This window comes from Pantoea sp. SGAir0180, assembly GCF_043546245.1.
On the sequence record NZ_CP028071.1, the window covers coordinates 2363833 to 2382679 of the forward strand.

At 54.3% G+C, this 18847-nt stretch carries 21 protein-coding genes and 1 pseudogene; 9 read left to right on the forward strand and 13 right to left on the reverse strand.

What is annotated here, in order from left to right; translation table 11 throughout:
- Positions 1–13: 13 nt before the first annotated feature.
- A pseudogene (ltaE, locus tag C1N58_RS11015) lies at positions 14–1012 on the forward strand (low-specificity L-threonine aldolase); the annotation flags it as partial.
- A 90-nt stretch (positions 1013–1102) separates the two neighbouring features.
- Here the strand turns inward: ltaE and C1N58_RS11020 are convergent.
- Positions 1103–1903 (reverse strand): N-acetylmuramoyl-L-alanine amidase, encoded by an 801-nt coding sequence (locus C1N58_RS11020; RefSeq protein ID WP_193751009.1) that lies wholly within the window; start codon positions 1901–1903, stop codon positions 1103–1105.
- Positions 1904–1923: 20 nt separating this feature from the next.
- Positions 1924–2244, reverse strand: coding sequence for a heavy metal-binding domain-containing protein (locus C1N58_RS11025; protein ID WP_039341355.1), 321 nt, complete (start codon positions 2242–2244; stop codon positions 1924–1926).
- Between the two features lie 105 nt (positions 2245–2349).
- Between C1N58_RS11025 and C1N58_RS11030 the strand changes: the two genes are divergently transcribed.
- The 6 genes from C1N58_RS11030 (at position 2350) to C1N58_RS11055 (ending at position 6826) form a co-directional block, all read left to right on the forward strand.
- Positions 2350–2889: a lipoprotein gene (locus C1N58_RS11030; protein WP_058701036.1), complete on the forward strand. Its 540-nt coding sequence runs from the start codon at positions 2350–2352 to the stop codon at positions 2887–2889.
- A gap of 222 nt (positions 2890–3111) precedes the next feature.
- Positions 3112–3840 carry an arginine ABC transporter ATP-binding protein ArtP gene (gene artP, locus C1N58_RS11035; RefSeq protein ID WP_110267732.1) on the forward strand — a complete coding sequence of 243 codons (729 nt, stop codon included), beginning with the start codon at positions 3112–3114 and terminating at the stop codon, positions 3838–3840.
- Positions 3841–3855: 15 nt separating this feature from the next.
- The gene (gene artJ / locus C1N58_RS11040) at positions 3856–4587 is read left to right on the forward strand and encodes an arginine ABC transporter substrate-binding protein (RefSeq protein WP_394564174.1); all 732 of its coding nucleotides are present in this window, start codon (positions 3856–3858) and stop codon (positions 4585–4587) included.
- A gap of 6 nt (positions 4588–4593) precedes the next feature.
- Positions 4594–5310 carry an arginine ABC transporter permease ArtQ gene (artQ, locus tag C1N58_RS11045; protein WP_033737656.1) on the forward strand — a complete coding sequence of 239 codons (717 nt, stop codon included), beginning with the start codon at positions 4594–4596 and terminating at the stop codon, positions 5308–5310.
- A complete protein-coding gene (artM, locus tag C1N58_RS11050; protein ID WP_394564175.1) occupies positions 5310–5978 on the forward strand; it encodes an arginine ABC transporter permease ArtM in 669 nt (222 codons plus the stop codon). The genes artQ and artM overlap by 1 nt, the downstream gene beginning before the upstream one ends.
- A gap of 116 nt (positions 5979–6094) precedes the next feature.
- The gene (locus C1N58_RS11055; RefSeq protein ID WP_033737657.1) at positions 6095–6826 is read left to right on the forward strand and encodes an arginine ABC transporter substrate-binding protein; all 732 of its coding nucleotides are present in this window, start codon (positions 6095–6097) and stop codon (positions 6824–6826) included.
- Positions 6827–6886: 60 nt separating this feature from the next.
- Here C1N58_RS11055 and rlmC read toward each other — a convergent pair whose 3' ends face one another.
- The 10 genes from rlmC to C1N58_RS11105 all read right to left on the reverse strand — a co-directional run bounded on the left by rlmC (position 6887) and on the right by C1N58_RS11105 (position 15766).
- Positions 6887–8032, reverse strand: a complete 1146-nt coding sequence (gene rlmC / locus C1N58_RS11060; RefSeq protein WP_033737658.1) for a 23S rRNA (uracil(747)-C(5))-methyltransferase RlmC — start codon at positions 8030–8032, stop codon at positions 6887–6889.
- Positions 8033–8080: 48 nt separating this feature from the next.
- Entirely contained in the window at positions 8081–8548 is a 468-nt protein-coding gene (locus tag C1N58_RS11065; RefSeq protein ID WP_033737659.1) for a YbjO family protein, read from the reverse strand.
- A gap of 73 nt (positions 8549–8621) precedes the next feature.
- Positions 8622–9467: a putrescine ABC transporter permease PotI gene (gene potI / locus C1N58_RS11070; protein ID WP_054687951.1), complete on the reverse strand. Its 846-nt coding sequence runs from the start codon at positions 9465–9467 to the stop codon at positions 8622–8624.
- Positions 9464–10426 carry a putrescine ABC transporter permease PotH gene (potH, locus tag C1N58_RS11075; protein ID WP_039341374.1) on the reverse strand — a complete coding sequence of 321 codons (963 nt, stop codon included), beginning with the start codon at positions 10424–10426 and terminating at the stop codon, positions 9464–9466. The genes potI and potH overlap by 4 nt, the downstream gene beginning before the upstream one ends.
- A gap of 9 nt (positions 10427–10435) precedes the next feature.
- A complete protein-coding gene (potG, locus tag C1N58_RS11080; protein ID WP_033737661.1) occupies positions 10436–11569 on the reverse strand; it encodes a putrescine ABC transporter ATP-binding subunit PotG in 1134 nt (377 codons plus the stop codon).
- A gap of 110 nt (positions 11570–11679) precedes the next feature.
- Positions 11680–12789, reverse strand: coding sequence for a spermidine/putrescine ABC transporter substrate-binding protein PotF (gene potF / locus C1N58_RS11085; RefSeq protein ID WP_033737662.1), 1110 nt, complete (start codon positions 12787–12789; stop codon positions 11680–11682).
- Positions 12790–13281: 492 nt separating this feature from the next.
- Entirely contained in the window at positions 13282–13761 is a 480-nt protein-coding gene (locus tag C1N58_RS11090) for a type III secretion system chaperone family protein (protein WP_033737663.1), read from the reverse strand.
- Positions 13762–13847: 86 nt separating this feature from the next.
- Positions 13848–14750 carry a 30S ribosomal protein S6--L-glutamate ligase gene (gene rimK, locus C1N58_RS11095; RefSeq protein ID WP_054687952.1) on the reverse strand — a complete coding sequence of 301 codons (903 nt, stop codon included), beginning with the start codon at positions 14748–14750 and terminating at the stop codon, positions 13848–13850.
- A gap of 22 nt (positions 14751–14772) precedes the next feature.
- Complete coding sequence (gene nfsA, locus C1N58_RS11100; RefSeq protein ID WP_054687953.1) at positions 14773–15495, reverse strand: oxygen-insensitive NADPH nitroreductase; 723 nt, start codon at positions 15493–15495, stop codon at positions 14773–14775.
- A 16-nt stretch (positions 15496–15511) separates the two neighbouring features.
- Positions 15512–15766 carry a DUF1418 family protein gene (locus C1N58_RS11105; protein WP_054687954.1) on the reverse strand — a complete coding sequence of 85 codons (255 nt, stop codon included), beginning with the start codon at positions 15764–15766 and terminating at the stop codon, positions 15512–15514.
- A 236-nt stretch (positions 15767–16002) separates the two neighbouring features.
- Here C1N58_RS11105 and C1N58_RS11110 point away from each other — a divergent pair, with 236 nt between their 5' ends.
- A complete protein-coding gene (locus C1N58_RS11110) occupies positions 16003–16266 on the forward strand; it encodes a GrxA family glutaredoxin (protein ID WP_033737667.1) in 264 nt (87 codons plus the stop codon).
- 105 nt (positions 16267–16371) lie between these two features.
- Here C1N58_RS11110 and ybjM read toward each other — a convergent pair whose 3' ends face one another.
- Positions 16372–16737, reverse strand: a complete 366-nt coding sequence (gene ybjM, locus C1N58_RS11115; RefSeq protein WP_033737668.1) for an inner membrane protein YbjM — start codon at positions 16735–16737, stop codon at positions 16372–16374.
- Positions 16738–16991: 254 nt separating this feature from the next.
- On the opposite strand from ybjM, the gene C1N58_RS11120 reads away from it, so the two are divergent.
- The gene (locus C1N58_RS11120) at positions 16992–18680 is read left to right on the forward strand and encodes an aspartate:alanine antiporter (protein ID WP_033737775.1); all 1689 of its coding nucleotides are present in this window, start codon (positions 16992–16994) and stop codon (positions 18678–18680) included.
- The last annotated feature ends 167 nt before the right edge of the window (positions 18681–18847 follow it).

Genomic DNA, 18847 nt, shown 5'->3' on the forward strand with positions numbered 1-18847 from the left:
CCAGGAGCGCCCGATGATCGATTTACGCAGTGATACCGTCACCCGTCCCGGCAGCGCGATGTTACAGGCGATGATGGCCGCTGAAACCGGTGATGACGTCTATCGCGATGATCCCACCGTCAATGCACTGGAAGCCGAAGCCGCACGTCTGAGTGGTAAAGCGGCAGCGCTGTTTTTCCCTACCGGCACGCAGGCGAACCTGGTGGCCCTGCTCAGCCACTGCGAACGCGGCGAAGAGTATATTGTGGGCCAGCAGGCGCACAATTATAAATATGAAGCCGGCGGCGCGGCGGTGATGGGCAGTATCCAGCCCCAACCCATTCTCGCAGCAGCAGACGGCAGTTTGCCGCTGGATGTCGTGGCAGACGTTATTAAACCCGACGACATCCATTTTGCCCGCACCCGGCTGCTGAGCCTGGAAAATACCCATCATGGTAAAGTGTTACCCGCTGCCTACCTGGAGCAGGCCTGGCATTTTACCCGAGCACATAAACTGGCGCTGCATATCGACGGCGCTCGCATTTTCAATGCGGTCGTCGCACAGCAAACCACGCTGGAAAACATTGCCCGCTATTGCGATACCTTGACCATTTGTCTGTCGAAGGGCCTGGGCGCGCCGGTAGGCTCGCTACTCTGCGGCGAGGCAGCCTATATCGAACGTGCACGCCGCTGGCGCAAAATGGCCGGCGGAGGCATGCGCCAGGCCGGTATTCTGGCGGCGGCGGGCCTGTATGCGCTGCAACACAACGTTACGCGTTTGCAAACGGACCACGACAACGCCGCCTGGCTGGGACAGGAACTGCAAAAGATGGGGATTGACGTCGCTGAGCAGCAGACGAATATGCTGTTCGTGCGCATCCCGGTCGATCAGGTTACGGCGCTGGGCCAGTGGATGCATGCGCACAACGTCCTGATGAGTGTGGGCCCGGTAACACGGATTGTGACCCATCTGGATGCTGAGCGTCCCGCGCTTGAAACGGTGCTCGGTCATTGGCGGGCCTTCTTGGCACAGCACCGTCCTGATGCGGCAACGGATGCGGTGAACCTGCCCGCCTCGCCTTACGCAGGCCGCTGACCTCGCCACAGCGCCGTGATCGAGGGATTATTGCGCTGTGCCGTATTTCTCCAGCAGGGCCTGCGCTATCGCCAGGGTTTCGGCATCCGCGAAGCCCTGAATATTTGCAGAACGAAAATGCATCTGAAAGGCGGCAATCAGTTTCTGTTGCGCGTCCGCGCTCATTCCTTCCGTTACCTGATAACCATAACGCTGCAAGCACTCCAGCAGGGTTACGGCTGGCACAGCGGCGTAACGATCGCGTCCGGCCAGATAAAACGCCACGCGTTGTGGATCGGGCCACGCGCCAATGCCCTCAGCGGCCAGTTGCTGCCAGGGAAACAGCGGGCCGGGATCCTGCTTACGCTGCGGCGCGATATCGCTGTGGCCCACAATATTTTCCGGTGCGATGCCATAGCGCTGCGTTATATCCCGTACCAGCGCCGCCAGGGTGCGAATCTGCGCAGGAGGAAACGGTTGCCACGTCACTCCGGCCGGCGTCCGGCGATAGCCGTTGTTCACCAGTTCGATGCCCACCGAGGTGTCGTTAATACGGGTTGCGCCGCGCCAGAAGCTGGCGCCGGCATGCCAGGCCAAATCCTGCTCCGGTACCAGTTGCCAGATAATGCCTTTACCGTTGCGCTGCGGTGGCTGGCGAGGAATAAGATAATGCACGCTGACGTCACGGTCAGTCAGCGTAGCCAGCGAGGAGGAGAAATCCTCAGCGGTATAGTGAATCACTACCACCTTCACGCGCGGACGCGCCCCCTGTGCGGGATGGCGCAAATCAACCCAGTAGCCCGATCGTGATTCAATGCCTGAGTGGCAGCCCGCCAGCAGCAGCGCCATCAGACAGCACAGGAGGCGTTTCAACGAATAACAACCGCCGTGCCGCTGACGCTAACCATCAGCATGCTGCTGTCTTTCCCTACGGTTTCATAGTCAATATCAATGCCCACCACCGCGTTCGCCCCTAGCGCTCTGGCCTGCTCTTCCAGCTCTTTAAACGCGATCTCGCGCGCTTTACGCAGTTCTTTCTCATAAGCGCCCGAGCGGCCGCCCACAATATCGCGAATCCCGGCGAAAAAATCGCGGAATATATTGGCCCCCAGAATCGCTTCACCGGTGACTACGCCGCAGTATTCCGTGATGCTGTGTCCTTCCAGCGTCGGGGTTGTTGACAATTTCATCGTACTCTCCTGTTACCGAAACGGGTCAAAGGCTCTTTCACCTAAAAGCAGGGCTATACTCTATGTTAAAAAAGCACCTTGCCAGAGAACAATAAGGAAATCGAGATGAGAAACAAAGGTTTTGCGCTTTTGCTCCCGGCTGCGCTGCTGCTGAGTGCCTGTACGACGGTCGAGCCGGTAATTAAGGATAATGGCCCGCGCATGGCCCCCTGCGTGGAAGGTGGCCCGGACACCGTCGCCCAGCGTTTTTACGACATGCGTATTGAGCATCCTTCATCCGGCCTGCCTGATACCGCGACGCTGGCACAGTATCGCCCTTACCTGAGCGATGGGCTTTATCAGGCGCTGCTGCAAGCCAGCCAACGTCCGGATGCGGCGACGTGGCGCAACGGCGATCTCTTCTCCAGCCTGGCTCAGGGGCCAACCGGGGTTGACGTTGCCGATGCTTCCACGATTCCTAACCGGGATGCCCGTAACATTCCCCTGCGCGTGAAAATGAGCCGCGGTGACAAACAGTGGCAGGACGAAGTGCTGATGATTCATCAGGGCAGTTGCTGGGTCGTCGATGATGTCCGCTATGTGGCAGATGTCCCGCATCCTGGCGGAGGATCGCTTAGCCAGCTGCTTGAAAAAACAAAGAAATAAACGCTTTTTGACATCAGCAGATAAAAACGCCGGCGGCCAGGCCGTGCGTTTTTATCCCGTGCCACCTCCGGTTCCCCGTCTTCTCACCGCCTTGTCTCGCGATATCTTGTGCTAATCTTTTGTGTGTTTACCGCTTATTCGTAAATTTTAAGCCACCTTAATTGCATAACTATTTTGGTGACGTTAAAATCCGCAAAACTAATAGCTATTCAAAATTGGCGCATGAGTATTCAACTAAACGCGATTAATTGTTTCTACGGTGCTCACCAGGCGCTGTTTGACATTAACCTGGAATGTCCGCAGGGCGAAACGCTGGTGCTGCTTGGCCCAAGCGGCGCAGGAAAAAGTTCGCTGTTGCGCGTGCTGAATCTGCTTGAGCGCCCACGCTCAGGCCAGTTGCACATTGCAGGTAATGATTTCGACTTCAGCAAAACCCCTTCAGAGGCCGCGATACGCGAGCTTCGTCAAAATGTCGGGATGGTCTTCCAGCAATATAATCTCTGGCCGCACCTGACGGTGCTGCAAAACCTGATGGAAGCCCCCTGCCGTGTACTAGGCCTGAGCAAGGCCGACGCACGGGCCAGAGCCGACAAGCTCCTCGATCGTCTGCGCCTGACCAGCTATAGCGACCGTTTCCCCCTGCACCTTTCTGGCGGGCAACAGCAACGCGTAGCCATTGCCCGTGCGCTGATGATGGAGCCGCAGGTGCTGTTATTTGATGAACCCACTGCCGCGCTCGACCCTGAAATCACCGCCCAGATCGTCAGTATTATCCGCGAGCTGGCTCAGACGCAGATTACACAGGTTATCGTGACGCACGAAGTGGACGTGGCCCGTAAAACGGCCAGCCGTGTGGTTTATATGGAAAACGGGCATATCGTGGAACAGGGTGATGCCAGCCGCTTTACACAGCCGCAAACCGAGGCGTTTGCACATTATCTTTCGCACTAAGTCAGGATGCTAAAAATGAAAAAAGTCGTACTTGCTGCACTGCTTGCCGGATTGAGTTTAAGCGCCTCCGCCGCTGAAACTATTCGTATTGCTACAGAGGCCTCCTATCCTCCGTTTGAATTTGTCGATGCCAACAACAAAATTCAGGGCTTCGACGTCGATCTGGCGAATGCGCTGTGTAAAGAGATGGATGCAACCTGTACCTTTACCAACCAGTCTTTTGACAGCCTGATCCCAAGCCTGAAATTCCGCCGTTTCGATGTCGTTATGGCCGGTATGGACATTACGCCTGAGCGCGAAAAGCAGGTGCTGTTCAGCAAGCCTTACTACGATAACTCTGCAATTTTCGTGGCGCAGAAAGGCAAAGTGGCCAGTGTTGATGCGCTGAAAGGTAAACGTGTAGGCGTGCAAAACGGCACCACACATCAGAAATACCTGGCCGACAAACACAGTGACATCACCGTTGTCCCTTATGACAGCTATCAGAATGCCGTGCTTGACCTGAAAAATGGCCGTATTGATGCGGTCTTTGGCGACAGCGCCGTGGTAAACGAGTGGCTGAAACAAAACGCGAATCTGGCCCCGGTGGGTGAGAAAGTCACGGATAAAGCCTACTTTGGCACCGGCCTGGGCATCGCCGTTCGTCAGGGCAATACCGAGCTGCAAGGCAAGTTCAACACCGCGCTTGATAAAATCAAGGCCAATGGTACTTACAAAACCATCTACAACAAATGGTTTCAGCAGTAATCTCTGATGAATGAAATAATTCCGCTTGCAAGCGCCGCCGGCATGACCGTCGGCCTTGCTGTTTGTGCCCTCATCGCTGGCCTTGTGCTGGCGATGATTTTTGCTGGCTGGGAGTCAATGCGGCTGCGTCCGCTCGCCTGGGCAGGCACCGCACTGGTCACCCTGATTCGCGGCCTGCCAGAGATTCTGGTGGTGCTGTTTATCTACTTTGGTGCCTCGCAACTGCTCCTGACGCTGTCTGACGGTTTTACGCTACATTTCGGTCTGTTCAGCGTACCGGTTAAGATGCAGATCGAAAATTTTGATGTCAGCCCGTTCCTGTGTGGCGTGATTGCACTGGCTATGCTTTACGCCGCCTATGCGTCACAAACGCTGCGCGGTGCGTTAAAAGCCGTGCCGGTCGGTCAATGGGAATCGGGCCAGGCGCTGGGCATGAGGAGGTCGGCGATCTTTTTCCGCCTCATCATGCCGCAGATGTGGCGTCATGCGCTGCCCGGTCTGGGTAACCAGTGGCTGGTCTTGCTGAAGGACACTGCGCTGGTGTCGCTTATCAGCGTTAACGACCTGATGTTGCAAACCAAAAGCATCGCTACGCGTACGCAGGAACCCTTTACCTGGTTCCTGATTGCGGCGGCCATTTACCTGGTGATTACGCTGTTTAGCCAGGCAGTGCTGCGTCGTATTGAACACCGTACGACCCGTTTTGAACGGGGGAACAGCTGATGCTGCAATATTTACCCGAACTGTTGAAAGGGCTTCATACTAGCCTGACACTGACTGCGGCGTCGCTGGTGGTCGCGCTGTGTCTGTCGCTGATGTTTACCATCGCACTGACCCTGAAAACACCGCTGTTTTCGCCCCTGATTAAAGGATTTATCACCCTGTTTACCGGCACCCCGCTGCTGGTGCAGATTTTCCTGATCTACTACGGGCCCGGTCAGTTTCCCAGCCTGCAAAAACTGCCGTGGCTGTGGCATCTGCTGTCACAACCCTGGTTGTGTGCCATGCTGGCGTTGTCGCTGAACAGTGCTGCCTATACCACGCAGCTGTTTTACGGTGCGGTGCGGGCGATACCTGCCGGTCAGTGGCAGTCCTGCGAGGCGCTGGGCATGACGCCCAGACAAAGCCTGCGCATTTTGCTGCCTTATGCATTTAAGCGTGCACTCTCCTCTTACTCCAATGAAGTCGTGTTGGTCTTTAAGGGCTCCTCGCTGGCGTTTACGATTACGCTGATGGAAGTCATGGGACACGGTCAGTTACTGTATGGCCGGACCTACGATGTCACGGTTTATGCGGCTGCGGGACTGATTTACCTGTGCGTTAACGGCCTGCTTACCCTTCTGATGCGCCTGATCGAAAAACGCGCTCTGGCCTTTGAGCGTCGCGACTAATCTTCAGGCAGGGAAACCTGCCTGAGTAATTTCCAGTCACATTTATTGCATAAAAATTCATTATCTGGCATCTTACTCCGCTGTATGTTATGTGACTGATGGCCAGGGAGCCTGTAATGAAAAAATGGATGATTGCTGCAGTACTGGTAAGCCTGGCGGTAAGCGCGCAGGCCGCTGAGAAAATTCGTTTCGCCACCTCTGCTACCTATCCCCCTTTTGAATCGCTGAACAGCGACAACCAGATTGTCGGCTTTGATATTGATCTGGCAAAGGCCCTTTGCCAGCAGATGAAAGCGGAATGCTCGTTTACCAATACGGCATTTGACAGCCTGATCCCCTCGCTGAAGTTTCGCCGATATGATGCCGTCATTGCCGGCATGGACATCACGGCCGAGCGCAGCAAACAGGTCGATTTCACCCAGCCTTATTATGCCAACTCGGCGATTGTGATTGCCCCGAAAGGCAAATTCAGCGCGATAAGTGACCTGAACGGTAAACGCGTAGGCGTCGAAAACGGCACCACGCACCAGAAATACCTACAGGACAAACATCCGGACATCAAGGTGGTGGCTTATGACAGCTATCAGAATGCCATTCTGGATATGAAAAGCGGCCGTCTTGACGGCGTGTTTGGCGACAGCGCGGTGGTCAATCAGTGGTTAAAAACCAACAGCGATCTGGCCAGTGTGGGTGAGCATGTGACGGACGCCGATTATTTTGGGACCGGCTTAGGCATTGCGGTACGCAAAGGTAACGACGGCCTGCGTGAGAAACTTAACCAGGCACTGGCGGCACTTAAAGCCAACGGCACCTGGCAGAAAATCAACCAGCAATGGTTTCCTGAATAAGGTTTATGGGCCAGCCGCGTACTCTGCTGACCGGTTCTGCACTGTCCTCAGTTCAGCAGCTTACCTGGCTGGCCCGCCCTGACGTTGATGCGTCAACAGCGTCAGCACCTCATAATGCGCGGTGTGCGGGAACATATCAAACAGCTGGACCTGCGTTACCCTGTAGTCACTGAGCCGGGCGATATCCTGCGCCATGGTCTGTGCATTACAGCTTGAATAAAGTACATAATCCGGTGCCATCGCACGGAGATACTCACACAACTCACGGCCAATCCCCCGACGCGGTGGATTGACCAGCACCAGCTGCGGCACCGCTTCGCGTCCCAATGCAAACGCGGTGGAATCCAGCGCGGCAAAACTGACATTATCCAGGCCCAGCATAGCGGCAGAGCGTTCTGCACAGCGAATCGCTTCGGCGCTGATTTCAATCCCGGTAAGCTGCAGGGACGGCGACGCGCAATGCAGGCCAAATCCGCCCACCCCGCAGAACAGATCCCACATGCTGGTTACCGGGAGCGCACGGACCCAGTCGCGCGCCGTGGCATACAGCGCACTGGCGACCTGAGGATTGGTCTGGAAAAAACTCTGAGGGCGGATCCACAAGGGCACCCCATTGAACGTTTCTGCCAGCGACTGGGTCGGCGTTAACGGAATCTCCTCCTCCCCTTCCAGAATGGCCATATGAACCGGCTGGATATTGGCGGAGATCACCGTCAGTTGCGGCAGCTGTTGCTGAAGCCAGGGCAGCGCAGCTCGCAGTTGTGCCAGCTTCGTGTGCGAGCGCAGAACAAAGCGCAGCATCATGCCGCCCTGCGTGCTTTCCGTCAGCAGCAGATACTTCAGCTCACCGCGCTGGCGTTCAATGTTGTATGGCGTTAACCCCGCGCGCGCGATAAACGGTTTTAAGGTTGCCAGCACTGGTGAAAAACGGTCAGGGTAAAGCGGACAGTCCGACAGATCGACGGCCTCGCCGTTGCGCTGCACGATGCCAAAAACAGGCCGCTCTACACTTCCACTGACCACCATCTTCGCTTTATTACGAAACCCTTCCTGGGCCGAGGCGACCGGCGGCAGCCAGGTTGCAACCGGAACATCAGCCAGCAGTTGGGCCAGCAGAGACTGTTTTTCATCAAGCTGCTGTGAATAGGGTTTTTCGAGCCACTGGCATGAGCGGCAGCGGTTAGCGTCATAGAGCGCGCATTGCATGGTAAAGCCTGTATTGCCTGTCGGGAGGGTGAGCGGAGCGCGATTGTATCACCGCTTGCGAAAAAATGCGCGGCTACTGGCGGGCAGAAACAACAGCAGGAATACCGCCAGGTCGGGCAGTTTTTGCTGCAAGGTGTGGTGAATGATCTGCAGATTACTTTCGCCGTCAATACTGAAAATTTCCGGATAGATCCCGCCCGTGGAGGCCATCAGCATGTAGCACAACACCACAATCTGCACCACGACAAATCCCCAGCGCCCGCGATTGCTCCCGCGCATCAGGGTAAAGGCACAGCGCAGCTCAAATAAAAAAATGATCTGACTGGCAATGAAAATCAACGTGGAATCCCAGGACTGCGCACTGCGATGGAGAAAGTTGATGATTTCGGTATAGCCCAGCGCGTTCACCAGCATCAGCACGCTGAGGCAGCGCGTGGCAATAATGGCGATGCCGGCCACCGTAACGGGCACCGGCGCATCCGGTAAAACAGAACTGTGCTTCAGGGTTTCCGACATGTCCTCGACTCCGCCACGCGATAAAAAGGCTGGATAAACCAGCCTTTATCTATATTGGCAAACGTCAGGCATTTCAGCCACGTTTAGCTTTCTGAATATCGCTTAAACGCTGTTTTTCTTCATGCGCCATCACGCGCCAGGCGATAAAACCGACAATGCCCACGACAAACAGGATGAGTGACGCCAGGGCGTTAATCTCCGGATTGACCCCACGACGCACCGTGGCAAAAATCGCCATCGGCAACGTTGTCGCGCCCGGCCCGGTGACAAAGCTGGCAATCACCAGATCGTCCAGTGATAAGGTAAAGGCCAGCAGCCAGCCGGTGACGATAGCGGGTGCAATCATCGGCACCGTAATCACGAAAAACACCTTCAACGGCGTCGCGCCCAGATCCATCGCCGCCTCTTCAATGGAACGGTCCAGCTCACGCAGGCGCGAGTTAATCACCACCGCCACATAGGCTGTACAGAAGGTCACGTGCGCCAGCCAGATGGTCAGCGTGCCGCGTTCGGTTGGCCAGCCCAGCGCATTACCGAGCCCCACAAAGAGCAGTAACAGCGACAGACCGGTAATCACATCCGGCATCACCAGCGGTGCGGTCAGCATAAAGGCAAAGCCGTTATGCCCACGAAAACGCCCAAAGCGCACGATAATTACCGCCGCCATCGTGCCCAGCACCACCGCCATGGTGGCAGAAAGCGCGGCGATGGTCAGGCTCAGCACCACCGCATCGATCATGGCATCGTCCTGGAACAACACCTGATACCAGTGGAAGGAGAAACCTTCCCACACCGTCACCAGCTGCGAGCTGTTGAAGGAGTAAACCACCAGCAGCAGCATCGGCGCGTAGAGAAATAAAAAGCAGCAGGCCAGGATGACTGTGCGCCAGGGAGAGCGGATCGTTGGCAGATTGTTCATCCCTTCTCTCCCATTTCGCGGTTTTGGTGTTTGTGGAACCAGATAATCGGCAAAATCAAAATCAGTAAGATGATCACCGCCAGTGCCGACGCCACCGGCCAGTCACGGTTGTTAAAGAACTCCTGCCACAGAATGCGGCCAATCATGATACTGTCCGGGCCGCCCAGCAGCTCAGGGATCACGTACTCGCCGACCGCCGGAATAAACACCAGCATGGATCCGGCAATGATGCCGCCTTTGGTCAGCGGCACAATCACGCTAAAGAAGGTTTTCAGCGGACGCGCGCCCAGGTCCAGCGAGGCTTCCACCAGCGAATAATCAATGCGCGTCAGCGCGGTATAGATCGGCAGCACCATAAACGGCAGATAGCAGTAGACGATGCCAATGTACACCGCCGTGTTGGTATACAGGATGATCAGCGGATGATCGATCACCCCCAGCCACAGCAGGAAACGATTAAGAATACCGTTATTGTTCAGCAGCCCCATCCACGCATAAACCCGCACCAGAAACGATGTCCATGAGGGCAGAATCACCAGCAGCAGCAGGATGGATCGCATTGAAGGCTTACTGTGCGCGACCGCCCACGCCAGCGGATAACCTATCAGCAGGCAAATCACCGTCGAGATAGCGGCCACTTTTAATGACTGCAGATAGGCGTCAATGTAGAGCGGATCGTCGCTGAGCGTGACGTAGTTGCCCAGATTGAGCACCAGGCTCAGCTGATCGTCAGCCCAGTTAACCAGTTCGGTATAGGGCGGAATGGCGCGCGCAATGTCGGCAAAACTGATCTTAAGCACGATCAGGAAAGGCAGCAGAAAGAACAGCGTCAGCCATATGTAAGGTAAGGCAATGACCAGCTTGCGCCCGTGCTGCATTTTGACGCGCGTTGCCCAGCGCTGCAGCGGCGTGCCCAGCAGTTTGGCAGGGGCTTTAGTGCGTTGAAAAATCTGGCTCATCCCGCCTCCTTAAACCGTCAACACCACGCAGCTGTCGCTGTCCCAGCACAGGCGAACTTCATCGCCCCATGTCGGTAGCCCTTTGCGGTAGCGATGTTCATTTTGCAACTGGGCGCTCAGCATCTGACCGCTGTGCAGGCGCACGTGATAAATGGACAGATCGCCCAGGTAGGCAATATGGACCACTTCACCGACGGCAAAGTTACAGCCATCCGCCGGCACCGTTTCGCACAGCATCACTTTTTCCGGGCGCAGCGCAACATGTACCGGCACGTTATCGACCACCGACACGTCCGAATCGACTTTAAGCGGATGTTTCAGGCCCGGGCTGTCAATCACCAAGCCATCTGCCTGACGCTCACGCAGCAGACCTTCAAACACATTGACCGAACCGATAAATTCCGCGCTGTAGCGGCTGGTCGGATGCTCATAAATTTCCTCTGGCTCGCCGATCTGCACAAATTTGCCCCGGTTCATGATAGCGATGCGCCCCGCCATCGTCATGGCTTCTTCCTGATCATGCGTCACCATCACGCAGGTTGCCCCCACCCGTTCCAGGATATCCACCACTTCCAGCTGCATCCGATCGCGCAGCTTTTTATCGAGCGCGCCCATTGGCTCATCCAGCAGCAGCAGTTTTGGCCGTTTTGCCAGGCTGCGCGCCAGCGCCACGCGCTGACGCTGACCGCCCGAAAGTTGATGGGGTTTGCGCTTAGCAAACTCCTGCATATGTACCAGCGATAACATTTCTTCGACACGGCTGGTAATTTCGCCTTTAGCCAGCTTGTCCTGTTTCAGCCCGAACGCAATGTTCTGCTCCACCGTCATGTGGGGAAACAGCGCGTAACTCTGAAACATCATATTAATAGGACGCTGATAGGGCGCGACATGCGACAGATCGTGTCCATCCAGCACAATCTGCCCGCTGGTGGGCTGTTCAAAGCCTGCCAGCATGCGGAGTAAGGTCGATTTACCACAGCCGGAGGCGCCGAGCAGGGCAAAAATTTCGCCTTTATAAATAGTCAGGCTGACATCGTCCACGGCATGCTGGCCGTCAAAGGATTTTGTCAGATTACGAATTTCCAGTAACGGCGTTAACGCTTTTGCCGTTTTAGTCTGCGGGCGTGGGATGGCATCGTTCACTCATATCTCTCCGGAGCCAGGCGGAACAACGCGGCAAACAGTGCCGCTAAAAATGGCACAACAGAGGCCGGGACTGCGCCTCTGTTGCTGTAGCAGGACATGCCGTTTCGTTACTTACCGCTTTTAACCTTAGTCCATGCACGCGTGCGCACACGATCCAGTTTCGGATCCTGTACCTTCAGTACAAACAATTTGGCCATGGCATCCGGCGTAGGGTAAATGCCCGGATTGTTGCGGATATCGGCATTAATCAGCGGCAGAGACGCTTTATTGCCGTTGGCATAATTCATTTTGTTGGACACGTCAGCAATAACTTTCGGATCCATGATGTAGTTCAGCCAGGTGTAAGCCGCGTCCACATCTTTGGCATCTTTAGGAATCGCCATCATATCAAAGAACGCCAGTGCGCCCTCTTTCGGTACGCTGTAGCCGATATTAACGCCGTTCTTCGCTTTTTCTGCGCGATTTTTTGCCTGAAGAATATCGCCGGACCAGCCGATCGCCACACAGATGTTGCCGTTGGCCAGATCGTTAATGTATTGCGACGAGTGGAAGTAACGAATATTTGGACGCAGCTTCAGCAGCAGATCGGTCGCGGCACCGGAATAATCCTTAGGATCGCTGCTGTTCGGATCTTTGCCGAGGTAGTTCAGCACGGTCGCGAAAATTTCTTCAGGTGCATCCAGGAACGAGACGCCACAGCTTTTCAGTTTTTCCAGGTTCTCAGGTTTCAGCACCAGATCCCAGCTGTTGACCGGCGCATCCGCACCCAGTGCGGCTTTGACTTTTTCAACGTTGTAGCCAATGCCAGTGGTGCCCCACAAATACGGAATGGCATATTTATTACCCGGATCGTGCTGGGCAACCTTCTCCATCAACGCCGGATCAAGATTTTTATAGTTGGGCAGTTTGCTTTTATCCAGCGGCTGGAACACGCCAGACTGCAGCTGACGCGCCAGGAAGCTGGACGAAGGCACCACCACATCGTAGCCGGTGCTGCCGGCCATCAGTTTGCCTTCCAGCACTTCGTTGGAATCAAACACGTCATAAACCACTTTAATACCGGTCTGCTTTTCAAAGTTCGGCACGGTATCGGGCGAAATATAATCCGACCAGTTATAAACGTGCAGCGTTTTATCTTCCGCCATGGTACTGGCTGAAGCAGCCATCAGCACCCCAGCAACCACACCTGACAACCATTTTTTACGTTGGTTGAACATGTTTTTAATCCTCCTGAGCGGGTTATAACAACGCTGCACATCAGTGATCCGACATTGCGTTTTTATGATTTAAAAATCAGTGACACAATGAATCATTATTCAGTGGACGTTTAATAGTAAAAACCTATACCAGCACGGTATTCCTGCGGTTAGTGCCGCACCGCAAGCATAGCCGCCCCGTTCGGGGTTAACCATACCTCAGCGTAAAAAACGCCTGAACGTAATATTTTATGCATGTTTAAGCTATGAGGTTCGGCTTTTACGGCATAAAGAACGTCATAAATCTGGCAATTAAGGGCTTAATGCAGAATAAAACATTACGGTTACAAAATAATCTACCTCCTTCACAATTGATAACATTGAGAATATTTGACGCTGAAGGAAAAAAACGATTGCATGACGCGTGCGGCAGGAAAGCCTGTGCCAGGGACAGGCAGCGTGACAGGCATAAAAAAGCCGTCCTGGCAGACGGCTTAATCACGGCGGTGAGGATCAGTGAAGAACGGAATGCATGCTGCTGGTGGCAACATGCTCTTCATCTTCACCCATCATCAGCAGGTTGTTGGCGAAGGCTTCCATGATGACCATGGAAATTTCTTCTTCGCTCTGCTTCATGAAATGCGAAAACTGGCCGAAGGTTAATCCGGCTGTGATCATCATCGACTGGCACACAATCAGCTTCGGCAGATTGTCATCCTGAATATCGATAAACGCTTTCACCGTTAACGAACTGGCGTTAATTTGCGACAGGTCACCCACCAGCGGAATTAACGCCGTCGGCTTCACTTCCGCCAGTGCTGAAAACAGAATGACGTTGTCTACCAGGTCGATTTTAGCGTCAAACACCCCGTCGAAGTTTTGCATATGCGGCAAATGCAGCGCCTGACAAGCATCACATTCAAACCAAGTGATATTTTGCTGATCCAGCCAACGACGCAGTAGGTCGATATCCGGAACGACAAGAGAATCCATTGTAAAATCCCATGGGGTGATAAATAAGCGACTTAGCTTACGGAAAAATGTGGTGAGTTTCCACGAAAACCACTGAAAAGCGCGGGTCAACCTGCGGTTTTAGGACGGTGCCCGGGGGCAGCGTACCGCTCAATATGATCGATCATCATACCTGCAATGTTAAGACCACTTGTAGTTTCAATACCTTCCAGACCGGGCGAGGCATTCACTTCCATCACCAGTGGACCGCGATTTGAACGCAGAATATCTACACCCGCGACATCCAGCCCCAACACCGCCGCCGCTTTAACGGCCATCAGACGTTCCTGCTCACTGATGTCAACGATGCGGGCTTTGCCGCCCCGGTGCAAATTCGAACGAAAATCGCCCTCTTTTGCCTGACGCTCAATCGCCGCCACGACCCGGTCGCCAATCACCAGACAGCGTACATCGCATCCGCGCGCTTCCTGAATAAACTCCTGCACCAAAATATGCGCATTCAGTCCACGAAACGCATCGATGACACTTTCAGCCGCCTGGCGGGTTTCCGCCAGAACCACGCCGATGCCCTGCGTGCCCTCGACGAGCTTTACCACCAGCGGCGCACCGCCCACCATGGCGATCAGGTCCTGTGTATCATCGGGCGACGAGGCGAATCCGGTCACCGGCATGTCGATGCCATCACGGGCGAGCAGTTGCAGGGAACGCAGTTTGTCCCGGGCACGCGTGACCGCAGCGGACTCATTGAGTGGATAGCTGCCGCACATCTCAAACTGGCGCAGCACCGCCGTGCCATAGAAGGTGATTCCGGTACCGATACGGGGAATCACGGCATCGAAGTGACCCAGCAACTCGCCACGGTAATGGATACCGGGCGAGGCAGAATTGATGTTCATGTAGCAGGAAAGAGGATCAATGATTTGTACAAAATGACCACGCTGTTCGGCGACTTCACGTAAACGGCGGCAGGAATAGAGCGATCCATCGCGCGACAGAATAGCCATTTTCATCAATTAAAATCCTTGGGTTGTATTAGCGTGTTGCCCAGCCCTGCTGATGCAGGTAGTCCAGCATAAACGGGCGCGTTTCTTTAATAATCAGGCGCTGAATCAACTGACTCCAGGTTTCGCTGCGCTGGTTGCTGTCGCGTTGTTCGTAATAGATCGCCGTCCGGTTATCGTAATCAGCCAGCACGGCCGGATCCACTGGTTGATAGCGATTTTCATGCACTAACATGGCCTGGGGAATACGCGGCTTCACATCCGGCACCGATTCGGGATAGCCCAGACAAAAACCAAACAGCGGCAGGACAAATTTTGGCAGCCCCAGCAGTTCTGTTACCTGAGCGATACTGTTACGGATGCCACCAATAAAAACGCCGCCCAGCCCCAGCGACTCTGCTGCAACCATGGCATTTTGCGCCATCAGCGCCGTATCGACACAGCCCAGCAGCAGTTGTTCTGCGCGGCCCAGCTGCGCATCAGGACAAATTTGCAGATGACGATTAAAGTCAGCACAAAATACCCAAAACTCAGCGGCTTCCCCTACCCATGTCTGTCCGCCTGTTAATGTCACCAGCTGCTCACGCATGGCCGGATCGGTGATACGGATGATGGATGAGCACTGCAAAAAGCTGGACGTGGACGCCGATTGCGCCGCAGCAATAATCGCTTCGCGCTGTTCAGCGCTTACCGGCTGGTCAGTGAACGCGCGAATTGAACGGTGGCTGCACAGTAAATCGATTGTCGGTGTCATAAAGTCTCCAGCTGATTTATCTTTTTTTGTCGGAAAGGTTGAACAACTGCGGCGCAAGCGCTTTCGCACTGCGCCACATCAGGAGCCAGGCGGCAGGCAACATTAGCAGAATGCCGATGATAAACAGCGCGGTAGCCAGCCCGGGTGTAGCCAGGCGGCCCGGCAGGCCAGGGAACCAGTGATTCACAACCAGCAATGCACTGGCAATCAGTAACCCACCCAGCGCTTCCATCACCAGCAGTGCTTTCGGCAATTTAGCGACGTTTTGCATGCGTTTCTCCTGCCTCAAGGCCAATCGCCCCCCAATTATGGTTAACATCCGCAAATTTGCACATCAGAGGTGTCGGGATTGTTCCGCTCTGCCGACGTGCGACGGATTCATCGGGGACGGGCATTAGACTAACAGGTAATTCCTGCTTTCTTTAAGCGCAACGAGCGGGCATCATAAGCGGCTTTTCTGACGTGATTCCGTGTCACTCACACGACGTCCCTTGCAAGGAGTTTTCGATGATTGCTGTTATTTTTGGTCGTCCCGGCTGCCCGTACTGCGTTCGCGCAAAAGAACTGGCTGATAAACTGCAAGCTGAGCGTGATGATTTCAACTATCAATACGTAGATATTCAGGCGGAAGGCATTACTAAAGCGGATTTAGAGGCCAGTGCGGGGAAACCGGTCAGCACCGTGCCGCAAATTTTCCTGGATGAGCAGCATATTGGTGGTTATACCGAGTTTGCCGCATGGACGAAAGAGAATCTGGGCTTCGTGGCCTGATTTCGCTCACCCGGTCAGCGCGCTGACCTCACGGGTGAGTTCTTCGTTGCCTGCATCAGATACCGTTCGCAGAGTGCCGGGTCTCTGATGCAGGCCGTTCCGGCCTTACTGTCTGATTGCCACAATCAGCTTCATCAGTCTGACGATTAATGCGCCGCATCCTGCCCAGAACATCCCGCTCAGGCTCCAGACCATAATATAGTCCCAGCGTGCCGGCACAGCGAAAATACCGTGCAGCAACAGCGCCGCCAGCAAGGTGCCAACAGAGGCCATGATCAACGTACTTTTCAGCGGTGCCGAGTGCTGCATAAACGCCATCAATCCACCCGGCAGTAAAAAAAGCAACAATGCAGGCTGACTGTGCAACGCATGTTTATCCAGGGCACAAAAATCCTGGGCAAAAATAAACACCAGACAATAAAGCAGACCTCCTGACAGACAGGTCGCCCAAAAATAATAACGCTGCGGCATAACTCCCCACTCATTTAAAACACGCCAAAACATCGCTTTTGACCTTGATGAGCCTGGTGGAAATAAAAATAAACAGTCGTTTTGTGTACGAATGAAAGTCGCCAATGGCTGAGAAAGTATTTTCTGATTAGAATATTACCCGCGTTATCCGCGCAGTCATTATGGATGACGTAACGGCACGCTTACGGTCTGGACAAGATAGCGAAAAACAGACCACTCTTCAATACGTTACACGTAAACAAGAAGTTAAAATGTTGAATGTTAACATCGCAGAATTGTTAAGAAGTAATGACATTTTGTTATTATTTTTCGTACTGGCGTTGGGACTTTGCTTAGGAAAATTACGTTTTGGCTCCGTCCAGCTCGGAAATTCCATTGGCGTATTAGTCGTTTCGTTATTATTAGGCCAGCAACACTTCTCGATGAATACCGATGCCCTGAGCCTGGGCTTTATGCTGTTTATTTTTTGTGTCGGCATTGAAGCCGGCCCTAACTTTTTCTCTATTTTCTTTCGGGACGGGAAAAATTATTTCATGCTGGCCATTGTCATGGTCGCCAGTGCTCTGCTGCTGGCGCTGGGCTTTGGCAAGCTTTTCGGCTGGGACATCGGCCTCACCGCCGGTGTTCTGGCGGGTTCGATGACGTCGACGCCAGTCCTGGTGGGCGCGGGCGATACGCTGCGTCAGAGCATTAGCGACCCCAGGCAGTTAGGCATCATGCAGGATCAACTCAGTCTGGGCTATGCGGTTACCTATCTGGTGGGGCTGGTCAGCCTGATTTTCGGTGCACGTTACCTGCCACGTCTGCAGCATCAGGATCTGTCCACCTGTGCTCAACAGATTGCGCGTGAGCGCGGTCTTGATGCCGACAGTCAGCGTAAGGTTTTTCTGCCCGTTATCCGCGCCTATCGCGTGGGCCCGGAGCTGGTGGAATGGAGCGGCGGTAAGAATCTGCGCGAGCTGGGCATCTATCGCCAGACGGGCTGCTATATCGAACGTATCCGACGCAACGGTATTCTCGCCAGCCCCGATGGCGATGCTGTGCTCCAGCTGGGCGATGACATTTCGCTGGTGGGCTACCCGGATGCGCACGCGCGCCTGGATCCCAGTTTCCGCAACGGGAAAGAAGTCTTTGATCGCGATTTGCTCGACATGCGAATCGTGACCGAGGAGATTGTGGTGAAAAATCACAATGCCGTGAACAAGCGGCTGAGCAAACTTAACCTGACCGATCACGGCTGCTTTTTAAACCGCGTCATTCGCAGTCAGATAGAAATGCCTATCGACGACAATATTATGCTGAACAAAGGCGATGTGTTGCAGGTCAGCGGGGAAGCCCGCCGGGTGAAAAGCGTCGCGGATCGCATCGGCTTTATTGCTATTCACAGCCAGATGACCGACTTACTGGCTTTCTGCGCCTTTTTTATCATCGGCCTGATGACAGGACTGATCACGTTCCAGTTCAGCAACTTCAGTTTTGGCATCGGTAACGCGGCCGGGCTGTTATTTGCCGGTATCATGCTGGGCTTCCTGCGGGCTAACCATCCTACCTTTGGCTATATTCCGCAGGGTGCGCTGACGATGGTCAAAGAGTTTGGTCTGATGGTGTTTATGGCAGGGGTTGGCCTGAGTGCAGGCAGTGGAATCGATCACGGTATTTCCAGTAACGGGGCGCTGATGCTGTTGTGCGGCCTGCTGGTCAGCCTGCTGCCGGTGGTGATTTGCTACCTGTTTGGTGCCTATATACTGCGCATGAACCGGGCACTGCTGTTTGGGGCGATTATGGGTGCCCGCACCTGCGCGCCAGCCATGGAAATTATCAGTGATACCGCGCGCAGCAATATTCCGGCTTTAGGCTATGCCGGCACCTATGCTATTGCCAACGTCCTGCTGACGCTGGCCGGCACGCTAATCGTCATTATCTGGCCGTTATTGCCCTTATAAAATTTTTTTACTGACGTCCAGAACTTTTTATTTTGATCACAGTCTGAATAAGTGCCACTGCTTTTCTTTGAAATCCCCAAATTGTGGAGCCCGCTGGTCTTTTTCCCGGCGGGTTTTTTTATGCCTGCTTTTCTCCCGTCCTTTTTAACACAAAAAAGTCATAAAAG

What these genes read in the sequence shown, in the direction of transcription:
- C1N58_RS11020 (WP_193751009.1), bottom strand. Translation starts at nt 1,903, where the DNA reads ATGGCGCTGCTGCTGGCGGGCTGCCACTCAGGCATTGAATCACGATCG.
- C1N58_RS11025 (WP_039341355.1), bottom strand. Translation starts at nt 2,244, where the DNA reads ATGAAATTGTCAACAACCCCGACGCTGGAAGGACACAGCATCACGGAA.
- C1N58_RS11030 (WP_058701036.1), top strand. Translation starts at nt 2,350, where the DNA reads ATGAGAAACAAAGGTTTTGCGCTTTTGCTCCCGGCTGCGCTGCTGCTG.
- artP (WP_110267732.1), top strand. Translation starts at nt 3,112, where the DNA reads ATGAGTATTCAACTAAACGCGATTAATTGTTTCTACGGTGCTCACCAG.
- artJ (WP_394564174.1), top strand. Translation starts at nt 3,856, where the DNA reads ATGAAAAAAGTCGTACTTGCTGCACTGCTTGCCGGATTGAGTTTAAGC.
- artQ (WP_033737656.1), top strand. Translation starts at nt 4,594, where the DNA reads ATGAATGAAATAATTCCGCTTGCAAGCGCCGCCGGCATGACCGTCGGC.
- artM (WP_394564175.1), top strand. Translation starts at nt 5,310, where the DNA reads ATGCTGCAATATTTACCCGAACTGTTGAAAGGGCTTCATACTAGCCTG.
- C1N58_RS11055 (WP_033737657.1), top strand. Translation starts at nt 6,095, where the DNA reads ATGAAAAAATGGATGATTGCTGCAGTACTGGTAAGCCTGGCGGTAAGC.
- rlmC (WP_033737658.1), bottom strand. Translation starts at nt 8,032, where the DNA reads ATGCAATGCGCGCTCTATGACGCTAACCGCTGCCGCTCATGCCAGTGG.
- C1N58_RS11065 (WP_033737659.1), bottom strand. Translation starts at nt 8,548, where the DNA reads ATGTCGGAAACCCTGAAGCACAGTTCTGTTTTACCGGATGCGCCGGTG.
- potI (WP_054687951.1), bottom strand. Translation starts at nt 9,467, where the DNA reads ATGAACAATCTGCCAACGATCCGCTCTCCCTGGCGCACAGTCATCCTG.
- potH (WP_039341374.1), bottom strand. Translation starts at nt 10,426, where the DNA reads ATGAGCCAGATTTTTCAACGCACTAAAGCCCCTGCCAAACTGCTGGGC.
- potF (WP_033737662.1), bottom strand. Translation starts at nt 12,789, where the DNA reads ATGTTCAACCAACGTAAAAAATGGTTGTCAGGTGTGGTTGCTGGGGTG.
- C1N58_RS11090 (WP_033737663.1), bottom strand. Translation starts at nt 13,761, where the DNA reads ATGGATTCTCTTGTCGTTCCGGATATCGACCTACTGCGTCGTTGGCTG.
- rimK (WP_054687952.1), bottom strand. Translation starts at nt 14,750, where the DNA reads ATGAAAATGGCTATTCTGTCGCGCGATGGATCGCTCTATTCCTGCCGC.
- nfsA (WP_054687953.1), bottom strand. Translation starts at nt 15,495, where the DNA reads ATGACACCGACAATCGATTTACTGTGCAGCCACCGTTCAATTCGCGCG.
- C1N58_RS11105 (WP_054687954.1), bottom strand. Translation starts at nt 15,766, where the DNA reads ATGCAAAACGTCGCTAAATTGCCGAAAGCACTGCTGGTGATGGAAGCG.
- C1N58_RS11110 (WP_033737667.1), top strand. Translation starts at nt 16,003, where the DNA reads ATGATTGCTGTTATTTTTGGTCGTCCCGGCTGCCCGTACTGCGTTCGC.
- ybjM (WP_033737668.1), bottom strand. Translation starts at nt 16,737, where the DNA reads ATGCCGCAGCGTTATTATTTTTGGGCGACCTGTCTGTCAGGAGGTCTG.